The 19,941-nt window shown below is 64.3% G+C and carries 21 protein-coding genes and 1 tRNA gene; 21 read left to right on the top strand and 1 reads right to left on the bottom strand.

What is annotated here, in order from left to right; all coding sequences use genetic code 11:
* The first annotated feature begins 19 nt into the window (after nucleotides 1-19).
* The 14 genes from ISO4_RS05650 (at nucleotide 20) to ISO4_RS05585 (ending at nucleotide 9,747) form a co-directional block, all read left to right on the top strand.
* Nucleotides 20-751 carry a YebC/PmpR family DNA-binding transcriptional regulator gene (locus tag ISO4_RS05650; protein ID WP_194855450.1) on the top strand — a complete coding sequence of 244 codons (732 nt, stop codon included), beginning with the start codon at nucleotides 20-22 and terminating at the stop codon, nucleotides 749-751.
* Nucleotides 752-844: 93 nt separating this feature from the next.
* A complete protein-coding gene (gene ruvC / locus ISO4_RS05645) occupies nucleotides 845-1,363 on the top strand; it encodes a crossover junction endodeoxyribonuclease RuvC (protein WP_067609030.1) in 519 nt (172 codons plus the stop codon).
* Nucleotides 1,360-1,968, top strand: a complete 609-nt coding sequence (gene ruvA / locus ISO4_RS05640) for a Holliday junction branch migration protein RuvA (RefSeq protein WP_142948697.1) — start codon at nucleotides 1,360-1,362, stop codon at nucleotides 1,966-1,968. Before ruvC ends, ruvA begins: the two co-directional genes overlap by 4 nt.
* A gap of 6 nt (nucleotides 1,969-1,974) precedes the next feature.
* Nucleotides 1,975-3,003: a Holliday junction branch migration DNA helicase RuvB gene (ruvB, locus tag ISO4_RS05635; RefSeq protein ID WP_194855449.1), complete on the top strand. Its 1,029-nt coding sequence runs from the start codon at nucleotides 1,975-1,977 to the stop codon at nucleotides 3,001-3,003.
* Nucleotides 2,996-3,430, top strand: a complete 435-nt coding sequence (gene ybgC, locus ISO4_RS05630; protein ID WP_142948695.1) for a tol-pal system-associated acyl-CoA thioesterase — start codon at nucleotides 2,996-2,998, stop codon at nucleotides 3,428-3,430. Before ruvB ends, ybgC begins: the two co-directional genes overlap by 8 nt.
* Nucleotides 3,431-4,120 carry a protein TolQ gene (gene tolQ, locus ISO4_RS05625; protein ID WP_194855448.1) on the top strand — a complete coding sequence of 230 codons (690 nt, stop codon included), beginning with the start codon at nucleotides 3,431-3,433 and terminating at the stop codon, nucleotides 4,118-4,120.
* A gap of 17 nt (nucleotides 4,121-4,137) precedes the next feature.
* On the top strand, nucleotides 4,138-4,572 hold the full coding sequence (gene tolR, locus ISO4_RS05620) for a protein TolR (protein ID WP_142948693.1): 435 nt from the start codon (nucleotides 4,138-4,140) through the stop codon (nucleotides 4,570-4,572).
* A complete protein-coding gene (tolA, locus tag ISO4_RS05615; protein WP_194855447.1) occupies nucleotides 4,569-5,408 on the top strand; it encodes a cell envelope integrity protein TolA in 840 nt (279 codons plus the stop codon). The genes tolR and tolA overlap by 4 nt, the downstream gene beginning before the upstream one ends.
* On the top strand, nucleotides 5,405-6,694 hold the full coding sequence (tolB, locus tag ISO4_RS05610) for a Tol-Pal system beta propeller repeat protein TolB (RefSeq protein WP_194855446.1): 1,290 nt from the start codon (nucleotides 5,405-5,407) through the stop codon (nucleotides 6,692-6,694). The genes tolA and tolB overlap by 4 nt, the downstream gene beginning before the upstream one ends.
* A gap of 46 nt (nucleotides 6,695-6,740) precedes the next feature.
* A complete protein-coding gene (pal, locus tag ISO4_RS05605; protein WP_194855445.1) occupies nucleotides 6,741-7,313 on the top strand; it encodes a peptidoglycan-associated lipoprotein Pal in 573 nt (190 codons plus the stop codon).
* Between the two features lie 3 nt (nucleotides 7,314-7,316).
* Nucleotides 7,317-8,102 (top strand): tol-pal system protein YbgF, encoded by a 786-nt coding sequence (ybgF, locus tag ISO4_RS05600; protein ID WP_194855444.1) that lies wholly within the window; start codon nucleotides 7,317-7,319, stop codon nucleotides 8,100-8,102.
* Nucleotides 8,103-8,254: 152 nt separating this feature from the next.
* A complete protein-coding gene (gene queE, locus ISO4_RS05595; protein ID WP_194855443.1) occupies nucleotides 8,255-8,896 on the top strand; it encodes a 7-carboxy-7-deazaguanine synthase QueE in 642 nt (213 codons plus the stop codon).
* Between the two features lie 37 nt (nucleotides 8,897-8,933).
* Complete coding sequence (queC, locus tag ISO4_RS05590; protein ID WP_142948688.1) at nucleotides 8,934-9,605, top strand: 7-cyano-7-deazaguanine synthase QueC; 672 nt, start codon at nucleotides 8,934-8,936, stop codon at nucleotides 9,603-9,605.
* 66 nt (nucleotides 9,606-9,671) lie between these two features.
* A tRNA-Lys gene (locus ISO4_RS05585) sits at nucleotides 9,672-9,747 on the top strand.
* Nucleotides 9,748-10,237: 490 nt separating this feature from the next.
* On the opposite strand, the gene ISO4_RS05580 is transcribed toward ISO4_RS05585, so the two are convergent.
* Complete coding sequence (locus ISO4_RS05580; protein WP_194855442.1) at nucleotides 10,238-10,471, bottom strand: hypothetical protein; 234 nt, start codon at nucleotides 10,469-10,471, stop codon at nucleotides 10,238-10,240.
* Nucleotides 10,472-11,972: 1,501 nt separating this feature from the next.
* On the opposite strand from ISO4_RS05580, the gene moeA reads away from it, so the two are divergent.
* From moeA to ISO4_RS05545, 7 genes are all read left to right on the top strand, one after another.
* Nucleotides 11,973-13,193, top strand: a complete 1,221-nt coding sequence (moeA, locus tag ISO4_RS05575) for a molybdopterin molybdotransferase MoeA (RefSeq protein WP_194855441.1) — start codon at nucleotides 11,973-11,975, stop codon at nucleotides 13,191-13,193.
* 2 nt (nucleotides 13,194-13,195) lie between these two features.
* The gene (locus ISO4_RS05570) at nucleotides 13,196-13,816 is read left to right on the top strand and encodes an ANTAR domain-containing response regulator (protein WP_323745338.1); all 621 of its coding nucleotides are present in this window, start codon (nucleotides 13,196-13,198) and stop codon (nucleotides 13,814-13,816) included.
* Nucleotides 13,813-14,997 carry a CmpA/NrtA family ABC transporter substrate-binding protein gene (locus ISO4_RS05565; RefSeq protein WP_194855440.1) on the top strand — a complete coding sequence of 395 codons (1,185 nt, stop codon included), beginning with the start codon at nucleotides 13,813-13,815 and terminating at the stop codon, nucleotides 14,995-14,997. The genes ISO4_RS05570 and ISO4_RS05565 overlap by 4 nt, the downstream gene beginning before the upstream one ends.
* Nucleotides 14,998-15,274: 277 nt before the next feature.
* A complete protein-coding gene (locus ISO4_RS05560) occupies nucleotides 15,275-16,684 on the top strand; it encodes a CmpA/NrtA family ABC transporter substrate-binding protein (RefSeq protein WP_194855439.1) in 1,410 nt (469 codons plus the stop codon).
* Nucleotides 16,685-16,709: 25 nt separating this feature from the next.
* Nucleotides 16,710-17,711, top strand: coding sequence for an ABC transporter permease (locus ISO4_RS05555; protein ID WP_194855438.1), 1,002 nt, complete (start codon nucleotides 16,710-16,712; stop codon nucleotides 17,709-17,711).
* A gap of 37 nt (nucleotides 17,712-17,748) precedes the next feature.
* Nucleotides 17,749-18,630 carry an ABC transporter ATP-binding protein gene (locus ISO4_RS05550; RefSeq protein WP_194855437.1) on the top strand — a complete coding sequence of 294 codons (882 nt, stop codon included), beginning with the start codon at nucleotides 17,749-17,751 and terminating at the stop codon, nucleotides 18,628-18,630.
* Nucleotides 18,631-18,642: 12 nt separating this feature from the next.
* Nucleotides 18,643-19,929, top strand: a complete 1,287-nt coding sequence (locus ISO4_RS05545) for an NAD(P)/FAD-dependent oxidoreductase (protein WP_194855436.1) — start codon at nucleotides 18,643-18,645, stop codon at nucleotides 19,927-19,929.
* Nucleotides 19,930-19,941 lie beyond the last annotated feature (12 nt).

Genomic DNA, 19,941 nt, shown 5'->3' with positions numbered 1-19,941 from the left:
GGACAGGTTAGGAGACACCATGGCGGGTCATAGTAAATGGGCCAATATTAAGCACCGCAAGGCGGCCCAGGATGCCAAGCGGGGCAAGATCTTCACCAAGCTGATTCGTGAAATCACCGTGGCGGCCCGCATGGGCGGCCCGGAGATCGCCGACAACCCGCGCCTGCGCGCCGCCGTCGACAAGGCGCTCAGCAACAACATGACCAAGGACACCATCGACCGGGCGATCAAGCGCGGCGCCGGCGATGACGACGGCGCCAACATGGAAGAGATCACCTACGAGGGTTACGGTAAGAACGGCGTGGCGGTGCTGGTGGAAACCATGACCGACAACGTCAACCGCACCGTGTCCGAGGTGCGCCATGCCTTCTCCAAGTTCGGCGGCAACCTGGGCACCAGCGGCTCGGTGGCGTTTCTGTTCACCAAGCGCGGTGAGATCTTCTTCGAGCCGGGCGTGGAAGAAGAGAAGCTGATGGAAGCGGCCCTGGAGGCCGGCGCCGAGGACGTGGAAGAGAACGAGGACGGCAGCTTCCTGGTGATCACCCGCCCGGACAAGAGCTTCGGCGAGGTGGTGGACGGTCTCAAGGCGGCGGGGCTGGAACCGGCCGACGCGGAAGTGACCATGAGCCCCTCCACGGAAGCGGAGATCGACGCCGAGACCGCCGAGACGGTGGGCAAAATGATCGACCTGCTGGAAGATCTCGACGACGTGCAGAACGTCTACACCAACGCCCGGTGGCCGGAAGAATAACAGCGCGCCCATACTGGACATATGAACAGGAGGCAGGTTAGATGTAACCTGCCTTTTTTTGTAGGAGCGGGCCAAGCCCGCGCGACGGCCGTTATGACCATTCTATTGGGGATCGATCCGGGCTCCCGCCACACCGGTTACGGCGTCATTGAGCAGGTCGGCAATCGCAGCCGGGCCCTGGCGTTCGGTACCATCAGCACCAGCGGCGCCGAGATGGCGCCCCGGCTGGGTACCATCTTCGCCGGTCTCTGCGAGGTGATGAGCGCCCACAGGCCGGAGGAAGTGAGCATCGAGAAGGTGTTCATGGCCCGCAACCCGGATTCCGCCCTCAAACTCGGCCAGGCGCGCGGCGCCGCGCTCACCGCGGTGGTGCAGAGCGGCGTGCCGGTGTTCGAGTATTCCGCCCGCCAGGTCAAGCAGGCGGTGGTGGGGCGCGGCGGCGCCGAAAAAGTGCAGGTGGCGGAGATGGTCAAACACCTGCTGGGGCTGGAAAAGCGCCCCCAGGAAGACGCCGCCGATGCGCTGGCGATCGCCCTCTGTCATGCTCACACCCGTGTTTCCCTGGCGCGCATGGGCGGCGCCACCTCGGTACGAAGAAGACGGATACGATGATCGGACAATTACGAGGCACCCTGTTGGAAAAGCAGCCGCCGCGGCTGCTGGTGGACGTGGCCGGCGTCGGCTATGAAGTGGAAGCGCCGATGACGGTGTTCTACGACCTGCCGGAAAGCGGCGCCGAGCTGACGCTCTATACCCATTTCGTGGTCCGCGAGGACGCCCAACTGCTGTACGGCTTCACCGGCCGCTACGAGCGCGAGCTGTTCCGCAGCCTGATCAAGGTGAACGGCGTGGGGCCGAAAATGGCGCTGGCGATCCTCTCCGGCATCGAGGCCGACCGGCTGGCCGCCTGCATCCGCGACCAGGACACCACTTCGCTGGTGAAGGTGCCGGGCATCGGCAAGAAAACCGCCGAGCGGCTGGTGATCGAGATGTCCGACCGGCTCGACAAGCTGGAAGGCGCGCCGGCCGCGCGGCCCGGGCCGCGCCCCCTGGACGGCCCGCCGGACGGCCGCGCCGACGCCATCGCCGCGCTGGAATCGCTCGGCTACCGTAATAAGGAAGCCGCCGCCGCCGTGGGCCGCGCCGCCGAAGAGGCCGGCGCCGACCCCAGCAGTGAAGAGCTGATTCGCCGCGCCCTGCGAACTCTGGCAAGGTAAAACGCCATGGACAATGATCGTTTGATCACCCCGCTTCCTTCCGACGCCGGCGAAGCGCAGCAGGACCGGGCCATCCGCCCGGCCAGCCTGGCCGACTACAACGGCCAGCCGAAAGTGCGCGAGCGGCTGGAAATTTTCATCGACGCCGCCCGTGGCCGCGACGAGGCGCTCGATCACACCCTGATTTTCGGCCCGCCGGGGCTCGGCAAGACCACTCTGGCGCACATCATCGCCCGGGAAATGGGCTCACAGCTGAAATCCACCTCCGGGCCGGTGCTGGAAAAGGCCGGCGACCTGGCCGCCATCCTCACCAACCTGGAGGAGGGCGACGTGCTGTTCGTGGACGAGATCCACCGCCTCTCCCCGGTGGTCGAGGAGATCCTCTATCCGGCGATGGAGGACTACCAGCTCGACATCATGATCGGCGAGGGGCCGGCGGCGCGCTCCATCAAGCTGGATCTGCCGCCCTTTACCCTGGTCGGCGCCACCACCCGCGCCGGCCTGCTCACCGCGCCCCTGCGAGACCGCTTCGGTATCGTGCAGCGGCTGGAGTTCTATAACGTCGACGATCTGGCGCGCATCGTCGAGCGCTCCTGTGACATTCTGGCCATACCCGGCGACCAGGAGGGCGCCCGGGAAGTGGCCCGCCGCGCCCGCGGCACGCCGCGCATCGCCAACCGCCTGCTGCGCCGGGTGCGCGACTACGCCCAGGTGAAGGGCGACGGCCGGCTCACCGGCGCGGTGGCGCAGAGCGCCCTGGACATGCTGGAGGTGGACAGCCTGGGCCTGGACGGCACCGACCGCCGCCTGCTCAACATGATGATGCACAAATTCGACGGCGGACCGGTGGGGCTGGATTCCCTGGCGGCCGCCCTCAACGAGGACGCCGGCACCCTGGAAGAGGTGGTCGAGCCCTACCTGATTCAGCAGGGCTTCATTCAGCGCACCCCCCGGGGACGCCAGGTGACCAACCACGCCTGGCGCCATTTCGGCCTGGTCAAGCCCGCGCGGGACGGGGATTTGTTTAATGAGTGAAAAATTTTCTCAAGGTTCGGAATTTGTCCTACCGGTTCGCGTCTACATCGAAGACACTGACGCCGGTGGCATCGTCTACTACGTGAACTACCTGAAGTTCATGGAGCGGGCGCGCACTGAGTACATGCGGTCGCTGGGCTACCAGCACTATGCGCTGGCCGAGGAAAACTTCCAGTTCGTGGTGCATTCCGCCCAGATCAACTACCGCAAACCCGGCCGGATCGACGACGATTTGCGGGTCAGTGCCCGACTGGTGGCGCTTAAACGTGCCACCCTGGTGTTCGCGCAGCGTGTCACCCGTGACCAGGAAGTGTTGTGCGAAGCTACTATCAAGGTGGCCTGTGTCAGCGCCGACGGCATCAAGCCGGTGGCTTTGCCCGGGCCGCTCCACGACAAGTTCAAGGCTGAATTCGAGGAGTTGGGGTAAATGGAAGACGCTTCGTCCAGCATGTCGATCCTCTCGCTGGTCACCAACGCCGGGCCGGTGGTCCAGTTGGTGATGCTGGTTCTGCTGCTGGCATCGATGATTTCCTGGTACATGATCGTGTCCCGCTTTCGGGTACTGGGCCGCGCACGGCGCGCCGATCATGCCTTCGAGGAGAAGTTCTGGTCCGGCGAGGACCTCTCCAGTCTCTATAACCAGGTGCGCAAGAAGCCCAATCCGGATTCCGCCAGCGAGGCGATTTTCCGTGCCGGTTTTCAGGAGTTCGTGCGGCTGTCCAAGAGCACGCGCGGTTCCGAAGCGATCATGGAAGGGGCCCAGCGCGCCATGCGCGTGGCCCTGCAGCGCGAGGAATCCCGCCTCACCAAGCATCTGGCGTTTCTCGCCACGGTGGGTTCCACCAGCCCGTACATCGGCCTGTTCGGTACCGTCTGGGGCATCATGAATTCGTTCCGCGCCCTGGCCAACGTGACCCAGGCGACGCTGAGCGTGGTGGCGCCGGGTATCGCCGAGGCGCTGGTGGCCACCGCCATGGGCCTGTTCGCGGCGATCCCCGCGGTGATGGCCTACAACCGCTATGCGTCCTTGTCCGAATCCCTGGTGGGCGATTGTGAACTGTTCGCCGAGGAGTTCTCCTCGGTGCTGCACCGCCAGGCCCACGGGCGCGACGCATGAGCCGAGGGAGTGCGTCCATGAGTGCGATCCGCGGCCGCCGTTTGCGCAAGAAGCCGATGGCCGACATCAACGTGGTGCCCTACATCGACGTCATGCTGGTGCTGCTGGTGATCTTCATGGCCACCGCGCCGATGATGACCCAGGGCGTGTCCGTGGACCTGCCGCAGACCGACAGCGCGGCGATCACCAACAACGACGAGCCGGTGATGATCACGGTGCGCCCGGACGGCAGCTACTACATTAACGTGGGCGGCGACGGCCAGTCGTCGGCGAGCCTGGAAACGGTGAAAGGCCATGTGCTCACGATCCGGAAACAAAAACCGGAGACCCTGTTCCTGGTGGAAGGTGACCAGAACGTGCCCTACGGCAAAGTGGTGGTCCTGATGTCCGAACTGCAGCAGGCCGGCGTCACCAACCTGGGGCTGGTCACGGAGCCGCCGGGGCGTTCATGAGCGATCGTGGCGTTGCGGTCGGGTTTTCCGCGTTTCTGCATCTGCTGGTGCTGGGCTTGATGGTGTTTACCTGGTCCTCGGATCCGGAGCTGCGGCGGCCGCCGGAAATCCCGCCCCACGTGATGGCCACGGTGATGGAAGAGACGCGCCGCGCGCCGGAGGCCAACACCGCGCCGGCCCGCGAGGAAAAGGATCAGAAGCAGGCCCGGGAGGAGGCGCCGAAGCCGGAGCCCAAGCCCGAGCCGGAACCCAAGCCTGAGCCGAAGCCGGAACCCAAACCGGAACCGAAGCCCAAGCCCGAGCCGAAGCCGGAACCCAAACCCGAGCCGAAGCCCAAGCCTGAGCCGAAACCCGAGCCGAAACCCGAACCCAAACCGGAACCGAAGCCCGAGCCCAAGCCGGAACCGAAAAAGGAGCCGGCCCCGGAATTCGAGCAGCAGAGCCTGGAAGAGTTGATGGCCGAGGAAGAGCTTGAGATGGCGCGCAAGGAGCGCGAAAAAGTCGCCGAGACACCCGGCAGCGGCGCCTCCGACAGTGACGTTGAGGAAGAGACGGCGAGTTATGCTGATGCCGTTAAAAGCGCTATTCAACAGAGGTGGCGGATACCTGGTAATTATCGAAATCGGGATGACGTCAGCGTGCGTTTGCGTGTTCGAGTAATTCCGGGTGGTGAAGTGGTCGGTATCGAGGTAGACAAGTCGAGCGGCTACCCGGATTTTGACGAGTCAGTGGTCAAAGCGGTCGAGTTGGCCAGCCCGTTACCGGTGCCTGAGGGCAAGTTGTTCGAGAGTTTCCGGAGTTTTCCAATCGTATTCAGCCCCACGGATGTTAAATGATGCGAGTTTTAGCCTTTCCCTTCATCGTCGCGATGCTCTCGCTGCTGGCGGTCAACGCCCGCGCCGAGCTGCTGATTCAGATCACCGAAGGCCGCACGGACGCGGTGCCGATCTCGGTGGTGCCGTTCGCCGGCGCCGGCGACGCACCGGAGAACGTGTCCGACATCGTGCGTGCCGACCTGCACCGCAGCGGTCAGTTCAAAACCCTGTCGCCCAAGGACATGCTGAGCCGGCCCACCAGCAAGGAAGGCCTGTCCTACCGGGACTTCCGGGTGCTCAATCAGGAGTACGTGGTGATCGGCAAGCTCAAGGCCACCGGTACCGGCTCCTATGAGGTGAGCTACGCGCTGCACGACGTGGCCCGCGGCAAGGAACTGATCTCCGAAACCTACCGGCCGCCGGAGTCGCAATTGCGCGACGTGGCGCACGCCATTTCCGACCGCATCTACGAGCAGCTCACCGGCATCCCCGGGGCGTTCTCCACCAAGATTCTCTACGTTACCCACAACCGTGGCGCCGAGCGGCCCTACCAGCTGCAGTACGCGGACGCCGACGGCGCCCGGGTGAAGACCATCCTGCGCAGCCGCGAGCCGATCATGAGCCCGTCCTGGTCGCCGGATGGCACTAAGATTGCTTATGTTTCCTTCGAGAAGAACGGGCTGCCCAAGATCTATGTGCACAATCTGAGCAGCGCCGAGCGGCGGGTGGTGGCCCAGTTCAAGGGCATCAACGGCGCCCCCTCCTGGTCACCGGACGGCCAGAAGCTGGCGCTGACCCTGTCCAAGGGCGGCAACCCGGACATTTACAGCCTGGACCTCAACAATGGGGATCTGGAGCAACTGACCGATCATTACGGCATCGACACCGAGCCGCGCTGGATGCCCGATGGCGACCATCTGGTGTTCACCTCCAGTCGCTCCGGCGGGCCGCAGATCTACCAGCTTAACGTGGACGACAAATCGGTGCGCCGGGTGTCGTTCGAAGGGGCTTACAACGCCCGCCCGGAGGTTACCCCGGACGGTCGGTATCTGGTTTATGTACACCGGCGTAACGGCAGTTTCAACGTCGGTGTGCAGGACCTCCAGCGCGGGACATTCGATATTGTGACACAGACCAATATGGATGAATCGCCCAGTGTTGCGCCCAATGGAAGTATGATAATTTACGGGACGCAACACCGGGGTACAGGGGTCCTGCAAGCCGTCTCCATCGATGGGAGAGTGAAAGTAGAGCTCCCGTCGAAGGAAGGGGAAGTCAGGGAACCGGCCTGGTCGCCGTTCCTCTGAACGGATCTCAGAGTTCCAATCCAGGACATCAATAGGAGTTTTTAGTATGCGTTCATTCATTAACCCGCTTTTCGCCGTGCTTCTGGCCGGCTTGCTGGCTGCGTGTTCCAGTACTCCCACCGAGGAGGACACCTCCGCGACCGATACTCAACCGACCGACAGCCAGAGCAGCCCGGCTGAGCCCGTCGAGCGTCCCGCGCCGTCCAAGCCGGACACCAGCAGCATTCCGGTGACCGCGGACAACTTCCACAACCACCCGTCCAACTACGACGGCACCACCGACACCAAAGTGATTTACTTCGCTTTCGACAGCAACACCGTGCCGGCGGCCGCCTTCGAAACCCTGCGCGCCCACGCCAGCTACCTGAAAGACAACCCGAATGCCAAGGTGCGTCTGGAAGGTCACGCCGACGAGCGTGGCACCCGTGAGTACAACGTTGCTCTGTCCGAGCGTCGTTCCGAAGCGGTCCAGAAGTTCCTGCGCGTGCAGGGCGTGAGCTCTTCCCAGGTGGAAATCGTCGCCTACGGCGAAGAGAAGCCGGCCGCTTTCGGCCACAGCGAAATGGACTGGGCGAAGAACCGTCGCGTAGTTCTTAACTACACCGCCGGCCGTCCGTAAGCCATGCGGTCCAAGCAGGTAATCAAGCGCTTTTTACTGGCTGTCCTGCTTGGCGGGCCGGTGCTCGGTGCCCAGGCACAGAGCACCGGCCCCCTGGTCGTCGAGGAGCGTGGCTCCGGCGGCGACCGGGCCTCATCGTCCGCCACCGGCAACGGTGGCGGCGAAGAGGGCATCTACCTGCTGATGCAGGAAATGGAGCAGTACCAGAAGCAAGTTCAGAATTTACAGGGTCAGGTGGAAGAGCTTCGCCACGAGCTGAACCAGCTCAAAGGCGCGGAGCGGGAACGCTACCTGGACCTGGACACCCGGATTAACGCGCTGGTCGAACAAATGAACAGCGCCCCCAAGACCGACGCCGAAGCCGGCGACGACGGCGGCAACAGCGACACACCCGCCGACCCGGAAGCGGACCGCGAGGCCTATTCCGCCGCCCGCGGCAAGCTGCTCGAGCGCGATTTCGACGCCGCGGCCACCGCCTTCGAAGATTACCTGAAGGACTTCCCCCAGGGGCAGTTCCGGGCCCACGCCCACTTCTGGCTGGGCGAGGTCTACACCAACCAGAAAAGCCCGCAGCTGGACAAAGCCCGCAAGCAGTTCCAGACCGTGGTGGACGACTACCCGAACCACAGCCGCGCCCCCACCAGCCTGTACAAACTGGCCAGCCTCCAGGCCCAGGCCGGCAACACCGGCGAAGCGGAAGTCTCCCTGCACAAGCTGATCAAGCAGTTCCCCGACGCCTCCGAGGCGGAAATGGCCAAGAGCATGCTCAAGCAGCTCAACGGCGATTAATTCTAGGAGCGGGCTTGTGGGAGCGGGCCCAGCCCGCGAAAGGGAGCAAAGCTCCCGGCAGGATCCCAGAGACCAAAGAAAGCGGGGGGCGGACCCGGCCGTGGCAAGGTGTTAGAATCCGCGCCACCCAGAGAAGTCTCAGAGCGTCCACCGTGGAACTGCGCATTACCGAAATCTTCCATTCCCTGCAGGGGGAATCCCGCAGCGTGGGCGTGCCCACCGTATTCGTGCGCCTCACCGGCTGCCCGCAGCGCTGTGTCTGGTGCGACACCGAGTACGCCTTCCAGGGCGGCGAAAAACGGTCCCTGGACGCGATCCTCGAGCAGGTGGACGGCTTCTCCGCGCGCTACGTCACGGTGACCGGCGGGGAACCGCTGGCCCAGCCCAACTGCCTGCCGCTGCTCACCGAACTGTGCGACCGGGGCTACCAGGTGAGCCTGGAAACCGGCGGCGCCATGGATATCGCCGATGTCGACGAGCGCGTCTCGGTGGTCATGGACCTCAAGGCGCCGGGCTCCGGCGAACAGCACAACAACCGCCTGGAAAACATCCCCCATCTGCGCCCGCACCACCAGGTGAAGTTCGTGCTCGCCGACCGCCGCGACTACGACTGGGCCCGCTTTATGCTGGACCAGCACAACCTGACGGCGCGGGTCTCCGAGGTGCTGTTCTCACCGGTGCACGGGCAGCTGCCCCCCGGCGAACTGGCCGACTGGATCCTCGCCGACCGGCTGCCGGTGCGCTTCCAGCTGCAACTGCACAAACTGCTCTGGAACGACGCCCGCGGGCGTTGATCCGGCCCCCATCAACCCGAGGTAAACAGGAGACACCATGGAAACCGCGGTGGTACTGCTCTCCGGCGGACTCGATTCCGCCACCTGCCTGGCGATGGCCCGCGCCGAAGGGTTCCGGTGCCACACCATCGCCTTCGATTACGGCCAGCGCACCCGCTCCGAGCTGCAAGCGGCGGAGCGCGTCTCCGCCGCCCTGGGCGCCGAATCACACCGGGTGATAGAGCTCGGCATGGGCGGCATCGGCGGCTCCGCGCTCACCGACCACGCCATCGACGTGCCCGAGAACGGCGGCGAGGGCATCCCGGTCACCTATGTGCCGGCCCGCAACACCGTCTTCCTGTCCCTGGCCCTGGGCCTGGCGGAAGTGGTCGGCGCCGACGCCATCTTTATCGGCGTCAACGCCGTGGACTACTCCGGCTACCCGGACTGCCGCCCGGAATTCATCGACGCCTTCCAGCACCTCGCCGGGCTCGCCACCAAGGCGGGCGTGGAAGGGCACCCGGTGCGCATCAGCACGCCCCTGATGGCGCTCTCCAAGGCGGAGATCATCCGCCGGGGCACCGAGCTGGGGCTGGATTACAGTCTCACCGTGTCCTGCTACCAGGCCGACGCCGAAGGCCGTGCCTGCGGCCGCTGCGACAGCTGCCGGCTGCGCCGCGAGGGCTTTGAACAGGCTTTGATCAAAGATCCCACGATCTACCAGTCTTAACGAAAAAAATGGCCCTCAGGCCTTGTCACGGCGAAATAAATCCGTATTATTTGCGCCTCATTCGGCGGGTCGTTAGCTCAGTTGGTAGAGCAGTTGGCTTTTAACCAATTGGTCGCTGGTTCGAATCCAGCACGACCCACCACTATTCCGAAAAGGGGCTGCCAAAAGGCAGCCCCTTTTTTTGTTGTGGGAGCGGCCGCGCCCGCGAAAGGGTGGCTTTAGCCACCCGGCAGGATCCCAGAGACTCTTACGACTCGGGCTACTGGGCTCCGTAGTCCGGTTCGGTCTAGGTGCCCGGTGTCCAGGACCCGCCGTGAATACATCCCTGTAGGCTTGTGTTCGGCTCCCTGCCTCACACAGTCCTGGACACCGGGCACCTAGACCGAACCTCCCCAGGGAGCGAGTCGCCAAGCGGTGCTGAGCCAGGTCTGTGCGAGCTTGCCTGCGAGCAAAAGGGGGCGAAGCTCCCGACCGGATCTCGAGGACCCTCATTCTTGAGTTTGTTGCTCCGATGTCCGGGACGCGGCGGTAAAAGGATGATGCTTTCCGAGACCGCTCAGCCATCCTGGTGGCAAACATATCCCTCCAGGCACCACATCGGTAAGGATTCGCCGGTAGAGCGGGGAGAATAATCAGTCTGGCATCCTGGCCTTCACTGATTGAAGGTGATCTATGAGCGCGTCCACCTGCTCCCGACTGGTCGCGATGGGATATTCGCCAAGAGTGGCTCGAAGCACATCGTGGTGATCTACGAAAAGAAGCTTATCTTCGATGTAGTCCCGGTAGTCGGGGCAGTCCATTGCACGCAATTCATCAATACACACGGCGTCTTCGCCAATTTCGATGTTCATCACGACAGATTTCATAACTCACTCCAACTTAGTGGGGGCATTGGCAATATGCCAGATCCCTGGATCCCTATCGACGCTTTGGGGGCGCGATAGGGCATGAAGCGGTTTTGACCGGACCGGGTATCGCAGGATCCGGGGCTGTGTTTAGACGAGAAGCAGGCCGAGGGCTAAAGCCGCACCTCTACGTCAAGAGCGTTGATCAAAGATCAAGACCGGAACCATCAGTACAACGTGGAGAAGGTCGATATTTGGAAGGGAAAGGAGTAGGCGACATGCGCTCTCTTTTGCCACGACTATGGTGCCATCTCTTGCTAGAGCGAGTGACAGGCGCGCAGCTGGCAAATACCGATTGACGATATGGAGTATCCGGGTAGAGGGTAGGCCCCCGAATGGGAGCCTACAGCCTGTTACAGCAACATTGGAGTCAGCCTGTCGGCTAGCTCCAAGGCCTCATTTAGGATCAAAATGAGCATGTAAATGCTATGCAACATTTTTTGATCTCCTTTTTTGGAGATCGGAAAACTCTGATTTAATTTACGCGATAAAAATGTTGACGTTGCCGTCAGTAGTCGCGCATCATCCTATTAGTAGGTGTGTCAATGAGGTTTCCGACCTGGTTGATATTCAACATAGTCGGCGGCTGGTATCCGCCGGCTATGTTCCCTCCATCTAGCGGTAACCCCAATATCATGGGGCCTGCTAGACTTCTTCGTACAAGTTATAGGTGGGTTAGTATTAAAGCAAGCGTTCCTCCTGGGGAAATGCTGTGGATAACCTGTGCGTTTTTTGAGCACAATGTGTATTAAAAAAGATTTCAAATCTCTAAGGCCCTGATAGCGTCTCGCGTCGGGGTTTTTCGTCTATGAAACGGCTCAAAAGGACAGAGCCGGTGGATATCGCTCAAAACCGCAAAGAGCAGATCTGGATGCGCCTTCTTTTGCCAGGAGGCACCCGTTCCAGTATCAGGTCGCTTGAGTTTGTTGAATCTTGAAGGCCTATTCCTTGGATGATTTCCGTCTCAAAGCTTGGTATGGGCAGAAATGGAATAAGGCGGCTGTTTGACGGGGCTAAACCCTTGGATGTGCAGCGCTAGGTTCGGGGTCGTTCCATCCTTGCAGCAATCAGGGAGGGGCCAGTTGGTGTTCTGGCACGGTCGGTATGACCCGTGGCGGTTCCGCTGCCAAGTGAGCGGGGCAATGGTGGTGCCTGGAGGGAGCTGTTTGGCCGGGGATGGCCAAACTAACAGCGGCCATGGATGGCTTGAGCGGTCCCGGAAGGCACCACCATTGCACCGCGTCTCCGATACGGAGCGCCGAACACCGGAAGAATCAGCGTCTCTGGGATCCTGCCGGGTGGCTAAAAGCCACCCTTTCGCGGGCAGGGCCCGCTCCCACAAGTCTGCCATCACCTGAGCGCTGCCCCGCTGCCCCGCCGTGGTGCCGCCGCTCTCCGCGCACCAATCGGTGGCATGCTTGATGCATAAGTCCGGTTATCTCCCCAATCAACCGGCGACCCTATGCTCAGTCTTGAAGAGGCCCGCGACCGTCTGCTTGCCGCCGTTCGCTCCGTGACGGAGCGCGAGACGGTGCCGCTGCGGGACGGGCTGGACCGGATTCTCGCTGAGGACCTGCTCGCCGCCCGCGCGGTGCCGCCGGCGGACAATTCCGCCATGGACGGCTACGCGCTGCGCTGCGCCGACTGGCCGGCGGAAGGCGGCCTGGCGCTGGCGGGCACCGCCACGGCGGGGGCGCCCTTCAAGGGGGCGCTGCCGGCGGGGCAGTGCGTGCGCATCATGACCGGTGCCCTGATACCCGACGGGTGCGACGCGGTGATCATGCAGGAGGAGTGTGACCTGAGCGGGCAGGGCTGCACCGCCAGGGTGCACCTCAGGCGTGCGCCGCGCCCCGGCGAGAACATCCGCCGCGCCGGTGAGGACATCGCCGTGGGGGACGGGCTGTTGGAGGCCGGGCGGCGGCTGCGGCCGGCGGATCTGGGGTTGCTGGCGTCGCTGGGGCTGAGCGCCGTCGAGGTGCTGCGCCGGCCCCGGGTGGCGTTGTTGTCCACCGGTTCGGAATTGCGCGAGCCCGGCGAACCGCTCGCCGAGGGCCAGATCTACGACAGTAACCGTTACCTGCTCACCGCCATGCTGCGCCGGCTGGATGTGGCGATCACCGACCTGGGGATTTGCGCGGATACGCCGGAGCGCTTGCAGGCCGTGCTGGAGAGCGCCGCGCGCGGTCATGATGTGGTGATCGCCAGCGGCGGCGTGTCGGTGGGCGAGGCGGATCACACCCGCCGGGTGCTGGACCGCATCGGCCGGGTGGACGCCTATAAGGTGGCCATGAAGCCGGGCAAGCCGTTCACTTTCGGGACCCTGGGCGAAGCGCTGTTCCTGGGCCTGCCGGGCAATCCGGTGTCGGCCACCGTGACCTTTCATCAGCTGGCGCTGCCGGCCCTGCGCCATCTGGCCGGCGAGCGCTCCGGGGAGTCGCCGTTGCTGGTGCCGGCGCGGGCCGCCGCGCCGTTGCGCAAGAAGCCCGGGCGCGCCGATTTTCAGCGCGCCGTGCTGTTCGCCGACGGCGACGGCCACCGGGTGGCGACCACCGGCTCGCAGGGGTCCGGGGTGTTGTCGTCGGTGACCCGGGCCAACGCCTTTATCCGCCTGGAGGCGGAGCGCGGCGATGTGGCCGCCGGCGATACCGTGTCCGTTCTGCCTTTCGACCGCTGGTTGATGTAGCCGTGAGTGAGCAGCCGCAACACACCCGCGTGATGCTGGTCGACGATACCCCGGCCCGGGCGGCGATGCTCGAGCAGGCGCTCACCGACTGCGGTTTCCAGGTGATCTGCCGCATGGCCAGCGCCCAGGGCCTGATGAAACAGGTGGCCGAGCATCAGCCGGACGTGGTGATCGTGGATATCGAGTCGCCGGACCGGGACATGCTCGAGCACATGACGGTGCTCAACCAGCATCTTCCCAAGCCGGTGATCATGTTCGCCGAGCAGGGCGACAGCAATACCATCGACCGCGCCATCCGGGCCGGGGTCAGCGCTTACGTGGTGGACGGCCTCAATCCGGAGCGGGTGCGTTCCATCGTCGACGTGGCGGTGGCCCGCTTCCGTGAATTCCAGGCGCTGCGCAACGAGCTGCAACAAACCCGCACCCGGCTCGCCGACCGGCAGGTGATCGACAAAGCCAAGGCGCTGCTGATCCAGCACCGCCAGATGGACGAGGACGAGGCCTACCACGCCATGCGCAAGCTGGCCATGGACCGCAGCCAGAAGCTGGTGGACGTGGCCAACGACATTGTGTCGGTGCTGGGGCTGCTGGCGCCGAAATCGCAGAGGACCCGTGATCAATGAAGACCGATCTCACCCTGGGCTATATGCCGCTCACCGACAGCCTGCCGCTGCTGGCCGCCGCTCAGCTGGGCTTTTTCCGGGATCAGGGCCTGGACGTGACCCTGCAGGAAGAGGTGTCCTGGGCCAATATCCGCGACAAGGTGATCGTCGGTCAGTTCGACGGCGCGCACATGCTGGCGCCCATGGTGATGGCCTCGACGCTGGGGCTGGGCGGCCTGAATAAACCCTTGATCGCGCCGTATTCGCTGAACCTGGGCGGCAACGGCATGACCTTGTCCGCGTCCCTGTACCGGGAGCTTGAGAGCACCACGCGCGGCCGCCCGGGCCCCGCCAGTCTGAAACAACTGATCGAGCAGCGGAAACTGGAAAAGCAGCCGCCGCTGGTTCTGGCGGTGGTGTTTCCGTATTCCAGCCACAATCTGTTGCTGCGCTACTGGCTGGCCAGCGCCGGCATCGACCCGGACCGTGACGTCACCACCGTGGTGCTGCCGCCGTCCCAGATGGTCGACCACCTGCGGCTCGGACATATCCACGGTTTCTTCGCCGGTGAACCCTGGAACGCGGTGGCCACGGCGGACGGTATCGGCTGCTGCGTGGCCACCGGCCGGGACATCTGGCAGAACGCACCCAACAAGGTGCTGGGGGTGACCGAGGACTGGGCGCGGGCCAACCCGGACACCTTGGATGCGCTGTTGCGCGCTTTGTACCGCGCCGGCGCCTGGCTGGACGGTAACCGGGCGCAGGCGGTGTCGTTGTTGGCGGAATACCTGCCGGTGGACCGCCGAGCGCTGGCACCGGCGTTGCTGGGCCACACCGGTTACCGGCCGGACTCCGGCGACGCCCCGGAGCCGGACCTGCTGGTGTTTCATCGCTACCTGGCCAATTTCCCCTGGGTCTCCCACGGCTACTGGTTTCTCAACCAGATGGCCCGCTGGGGCTGGCTGCCCGGCGACCAGGATCTGTCCGCCGTGGCGGCGGCGTGCTACCGCCCGGATCTGTACCGCCGGGCGCTGGCCGACACCCCGTTGCCGGGCCAGGACTGGAAAGGCGAGGGCATCCACGCCGGCCCCTGGCGCCTGGAGACCAGCCAGGGGGAAATCGGCATGGGCGCGGACACCTTTATCGACGGTGAGGAGTGGCAGCTGCGTTCCATGAATTTTCTGCACCAATCCGCGCCATGATCCGTGCCTGATCACCGGATTGGCGCACGGCGCGGCGTCGCCGCCGCCGCCCGGGGCCCGCGATGGCGGCCTTTGAGCGCCGATGCCGATGTGGCATGGAAGTTGAATGTATAAGGTTGAGAGCAGGTGATAACAGGTCGGAAACCAATGGCGGTGCCGACCCTCCGGACAATATGCGACTGATCTGAGCGAAGGCGCTCACCACGGAAAGTGGTGGGCGCTTTTTTTTTGCGTCGCCGACCCCGAACGCCGTCGTTGATAGTAAAGGAGCAGCACCATGAACAACGCCGATTCGATCTCTCCCCGCCCGGGCCCCGGCGCTGCACGGCGGCTGGCCGTGCTGGCGGCCTTCGTGCTGACCGTGTTCGCGGGTGTCGCGAAGGCGGCGGACAAGCCGCTGGTGGACTGGCCGGAAAAGCCGGAGCTGACGTTCGGCTTTATCAAGCTTACCGATATGGCGCCGTTGGCGATCGCCTACGAAAAAGGCTACTTCGAGGACGAAGGGCTGTATGTGTCGCTGGAGGCCCAGGCCAACTGGAAGGTGCTGCTCGACGGCGTGGTCGACGGCCAGCTCGACGGCGCCCACATGCTGGCCGGTCAGCCGCTGGCCGCCACCATCGGCTTCGGCACCAAGGCGCACATCATCACCGCCTTCAGCATGGACCTGAACGGCAACGGCATCACCGTCGCCAATTCGGTATGGGAGGAGATGAAGAAAAACATCGAGCGCCGCGACGGCAAGCCGGTGCATCCGATCAGCGCCAGCGCCCTGAAACCGGTGGTGAAGGCGTACCGGGATCGCGGTGAGCGTTTCAAGATGGGCATGGTGTTCCCGGTCTCCACGCACAACTACGAACTGCGCTACTGGCTCGCCGCCGGCGGCATCCATCCCGGCTACTACGCGCCCCATAGAGGCGATACCTCCGGCCAGCTCCAGGCCGAAGCGCTGCTGTCGGTGACGCCGCCGCCACAGATGCCCGCCACCCTGGAGGCCGGCACCATCCACGGCTACTGCGTCGGCGAACCCTGGAACCAGCAGGCGGTGTTCAAAGGCGTGGGCGTGCCGGTGATCACCGATTACGAAATCTGGAAAAACAATCCGGAAAAAGTGTTCGGTGTCAGCGAAGCCTGGGCGGAGAAATACCCCAACACCCACGCCCGCGTGGTCAAGGCGTTGATCCGCGCGGCCAAGTGGCTGGACGAGAACGACAACGCCAACCGCCCCGAGGCGGTGAAGATTCTCGCCAAAAGCGAATACGTGGGCGCCGACGAAGCGGTCATCGCCAACTCCATGACCGGCACCTTCGAATACGAGAAGGGCGACGAAAGGCCGATCCCGGATTTCAACGTTTTCTTCCGCCACAACGCCACCTATCCCTACTACTCCGACGCCATCTGGTACCTCACCCAGATGCGCCGCTGGGGCCAGATCGCCGAGCAGAAGAGCGACGACTGGTACATGGAGACCGCCCGCGACGTGTACCGCCCGGATGTCTACGCACTGGCGGCCAGGGCGCTGATCCAGGAAGGAAAGATGAAAGCCTCGGACTTCCCGGACTTCGACAGCGAGGACGGCTTCAAGCCGCCGCAGTCCGAGTTCATCGACGGCGTGACCTACGACGGCCGCGAGCCCAACGCCTACCTGAAGCAGTTCGACATCGGCCTGAAAGGCGACCAGCGCCTTTAACGCACCGGTAAAAGAGAGTGATGAAATGATTTCGATCAGCCAGCAAACCTGGTTACAACCGTGGATCAAGCTAGCGCGCGGCGAACGGCCGTCGGAGCAGTTGCGCGCCCTGGCTAAAACCCTGCTGGTGCCGCTGGCCGGCATCGCCGCCTTCCTGCTGTTGTGGGCCGTGGCGGCGGGGCAGATCAATACCTCATTGGGTGCCTTCCCCGGGCCCCTGGACGTGTGGCAGCAGGGTGGGGCGCTGCTCGAGGAACACGCCGCGGAGCGCCGCGAAGAGGAGGCCTTCTATGAGCGTCAGCGTGAGCGCAACGCCCAGCGGCAGGCGGTGGATCCGTCCTATCAGCCGCGGATCTTTCCCTACACCGGCAGCGCCACCTTTATCGACCAGATCCTCACCAGCCTGATGACGGTGACGGCGGGCTTCGTGCTGGCGTCGCTGCTGGCGATTCCGCTGGGCATTCTGATCGGCCTCAGCCACACCCTGTACCGCGCCTTCAATCCGGTGATTCAACTGCTCAAGCCGGTGTCGCCGCTGGCCTGGTTGCCGCTGGTGACCATGGTGGTGAGCGCCGTCTATGTCAGCCAGGACCCGCTGGTCCCCAAGTCGTTCATTACCTCCATGGTCACCGTGATGCTGTGCTGCCTGTGGCCCACGGTGATCAACACCGCCGTGGGCGTGGCCGGCGTCGACAACGACCTCAACAACGTCAGCCGGGTGCTGCGGCTGGGCTGGCTCACCCATGTGCGCACCATCGTGTTGCCGTCGGCGATGCCGATGATGTTCGCCGGCCTGCGCACCTCCCTGGGGATCGCCTGGATGGTGCTGATCGCGGCGGAAATGCTGGCGCAGAGCCCGGGCCTGGGCAAGTTCGTCTGGGACCAGTTTCAGAACGGCAGCTCCGATTCGCTGAGCCGCATCATGGTGGCGGTGATCACCATCGGCGCCATCGGCTTTCTGCTCGACCGTCTGATGCTGGCCGTGCAGAGCCTGGTGTCCTGGGACAAATCCGCGGACCTGCGCTGAACGCGTTGCGGGCAGGTTTTAAGAGAGGAATTCTGTGATGAGCAATTATCTCGACATCTCCAAGATCAGCATCGATTTCCCGACCCCGGAAGGCCCGTTCCGGGCCCTGGATGAGCTGTCGCTGCGCATCAAAAAAGGCGAGTTCGTGTCGCTGATCGGCCACTCCGGCTGCGGCAAATCCACGGTGCTGAACATTCTCGCCGGTTTGCTTCAGGCCACCGAAGGCGGTGTCGCCCTCGACGGCAAGGAGGTCAACGAACCGGGCCCGGACCGGGCGGTGGTGTTCCAGAACCATTCGCTGCTGCCCTGGCTGACCGCCTTCGAGAACGTGCAGCTGGCGGTGCGTCAGGTGTTCCGCGACAGCATGAGCAAAGCGGAAATGCGCGACTGGATTCAGCAGAACCTGAAGCTGGTGCACATGGAGCACGCCATGCACAAACGCCCGGACGAACTGTCCGGTGGCATGAAGCAGCGTGTCGGTATCGCCCGCGCCCTGGCCATGCGCCCCAAGGTGCTGCTGATGGACGAGCCGTTCGGCGCCCTGGACGCACTCACCCGGGCGCACATGCAGGACTCGCTGATGGAGATTCAGCGTGATCTGAACAACACCGTGGTGATGATCACCCACGATGTGGACGAGGCGGTATTGCTGTCCGACCGCATCGTGATGATGACCAACGGCCCCGCCGCCACCATCGGCGAGGTGCTCAATATCGATCTGCCGCGCCCCCGCAACCGCGTCACGCTGGCCGAGAACAGCGACTACAACCACTTCCGTCAGCAGGTGCTCAGCTTCCTCTACGAGAAGCAGCGCAAGGTGGTGGAGATCCCCCGCGAACCGGCCGTCGACGAAGACGAGGCGGCGCCGGCACGGGGCAAGGTGGCCGGCCTGGTGGACCGGCTCGGCCGTCGGGCCTGAGGGGAGCCAGCGATGATTCGGGCCACCCGCATGAAACGCACCGAGGCACGGCGCCGGCTGGTGATCGTCGGCAACGGCATGGCCACGGAAAGCCTGATCAGCCGGTTGGGCACCGACCATGGCTGGTCGGTGCGTGTGCTTGGCGAGGAACCGGTGCGTCACTACAACCGCATCATGCTGTCGCCCTTGCTCGGCGAGGAGACCGACCTGGATGCCATCACGCCGCGTGATGACGCCTGGTACCGGGCGCGCCGGGTGACGGTGAGCCTGGGCAAACGGGTGGCGCGCCTCGACCGGCAGCGCCGCTGCCTGTACTGCGACGACGGTGAACGGGTCGACTACGACACCCTGGTGATCGCCACCGGCGCCCGTTCTTCCATGCCGCCGCTGCCCGGTGTCGCGGAGCTGGACGGTGTCAGCGGCTTCCGTTCCCTGCACGACGTGGAGCGTCTGCGCGGCTGGAGCCGGGCGCGCCCCGGCGTCCGCGCGGTGGTGGTCGGCGCCGGCCTGCTGGGCGTGGAAGCCGCCGTCGGCCTGCGCCGTCTGGGCGCCGACGTGACCCTGGTGCACCGCCGCCCGGTGTTGATGAACCGGCAGCTCGACGCCAGCGCGTCGTCCCTGTTGGAAGCGGCTCTGGCCGCCCGTGGTATCCGGGTGCGCACCGGCTGCGACCCCAAGCGTCTTCTCGGCGACACCTCGGTGAGCGCTGTCGAAGTGGAAGAGGGCGGGGCGCCGCGAACGCTGCCCGCCGATCTGGTGGTGTTCGCCACCGGCATCACCCCCAACCGGGAACTGGCGCAAGCCGCCGGCCTGGAGTGTGGCGCCGGCGTGCGCGTCGACAGCGCCCTGCGTACCTCCGACCCGCACGTGCATGCGCTGGGCGAATGCTGCGAATTCCAGGGCAACACCTACGGCCTGGTGGCGCCGGTGCAGGAACAGGCCAGCGTGCTGGCCCGGGTGCTCAAGGGCCAACGCGCCCGCTATCGCGATCCTTCCCTGGTTACCCGCCTCAAGGTCAGCGGCCTGGATATCCACAGCATGGGGCAGGTGGAGGCGGTGGCCGGCCAGCAGACCCTGTGGCTCAGCGACCCGCAAGCCGGGGTCTATAAAAAACTGATTATCGAAGACGGCCGCCTGCGCGGCGTGCTGCTGGTCGGCGATGTGCGCCACAGCCAGTGGTATTTCCAAACCCATCAAAGCGACCGCGACGTCAGTGCGTTGCGCGACGTGCTGCTCACGGACCCCAGCCGTGACGACGACGAATCAACCCCGGCCGATGTTTCGGTCGATGTGGCTTAACAGGAGGCAAGG

Source organism: Alloalcanivorax venustensis ISO4 (assembly GCF_015356855.1).
GTDB classification, from domain to species: domain Bacteria; phylum Pseudomonadota; class Gammaproteobacteria; order Pseudomonadales; family Alcanivoracaceae; genus Alloalcanivorax; species Alloalcanivorax venustensis.
This window is presented reverse-complemented; position numbering and strand designations above follow the sequence as displayed.

What these genes read in the sequence shown, in the direction of transcription:
- ruvA (WP_142948697.1), top strand. Translation starts at nt 1,360, where the DNA reads ATGATCGGACAATTACGAGGCACCCTGTTGGAAAAGCAGCCGCCGCGG.
- tolR (WP_142948693.1), top strand. Translation starts at nt 4,138, where the DNA reads ATGAGTGCGATCCGCGGCCGCCGTTTGCGCAAGAAGCCGATGGCCGAC.
- pal (WP_194855445.1), top strand. Translation starts at nt 6,741, where the DNA reads ATGCGTTCATTCATTAACCCGCTTTTCGCCGTGCTTCTGGCCGGCTTG.
- ISO4_RS05650 (WP_194855450.1), top strand. Translation starts at nt 20, where the DNA reads ATGGCGGGTCATAGTAAATGGGCCAATATTAAGCACCGCAAGGCGGCC.
- ybgC (WP_142948695.1), top strand. Translation starts at nt 2,996, where the DNA reads ATGAGTGAAAAATTTTCTCAAGGTTCGGAATTTGTCCTACCGGTTCGC.
- tolA (WP_194855447.1), top strand. Translation starts at nt 4,569, where the DNA reads ATGAGCGATCGTGGCGTTGCGGTCGGGTTTTCCGCGTTTCTGCATCTG.
- ruvC (WP_067609030.1), top strand. Translation starts at nt 845, where the DNA reads ATGACCATTCTATTGGGGATCGATCCGGGCTCCCGCCACACCGGTTAC.
- ISO4_RS05550 (WP_194855437.1), top strand. Translation starts at nt 17,749, where the DNA reads ATGAGCAATTATCTCGACATCTCCAAGATCAGCATCGATTTCCCGACC.
- ruvB (WP_194855449.1), top strand. Translation starts at nt 1,975, where the DNA reads ATGGACAATGATCGTTTGATCACCCCGCTTCCTTCCGACGCCGGCGAA.
- moeA (WP_194855441.1), top strand. Translation starts at nt 11,973, where the DNA reads ATGCTCAGTCTTGAAGAGGCCCGCGACCGTCTGCTTGCCGCCGTTCGC.
- ISO4_RS05565 (WP_194855440.1), top strand. Translation starts at nt 13,813, where the DNA reads ATGAAGACCGATCTCACCCTGGGCTATATGCCGCTCACCGACAGCCTG.
- queC (WP_142948688.1), top strand. Translation starts at nt 8,934, where the DNA reads ATGGAAACCGCGGTGGTACTGCTCTCCGGCGGACTCGATTCCGCCACC.
- tolB (WP_194855446.1), top strand. Translation starts at nt 5,405, where the DNA reads ATGATGCGAGTTTTAGCCTTTCCCTTCATCGTCGCGATGCTCTCGCTG.
- ISO4_RS05545 (WP_194855436.1), top strand. Translation starts at nt 18,643, where the DNA reads ATGATTCGGGCCACCCGCATGAAACGCACCGAGGCACGGCGCCGGCTG.
- ISO4_RS05580 (WP_194855442.1), bottom strand. Translation starts at nt 10,471, where the DNA reads ATGAAATCTGTCGTGATGAACATCGAAATTGGCGAAGACGCCGTGTGT.
- ISO4_RS05555 (WP_194855438.1), top strand. Translation starts at nt 16,710, where the DNA reads ATGATTTCGATCAGCCAGCAAACCTGGTTACAACCGTGGATCAAGCTA.
- ISO4_RS05560 (WP_194855439.1), top strand. Translation starts at nt 15,275, where the DNA reads ATGAACAACGCCGATTCGATCTCTCCCCGCCCGGGCCCCGGCGCTGCA.
- ybgF (WP_194855444.1), top strand. Translation starts at nt 7,317, where the DNA reads ATGCGGTCCAAGCAGGTAATCAAGCGCTTTTTACTGGCTGTCCTGCTT.
- tolQ (WP_194855448.1), top strand. Translation starts at nt 3,431, where the DNA reads ATGGAAGACGCTTCGTCCAGCATGTCGATCCTCTCGCTGGTCACCAAC.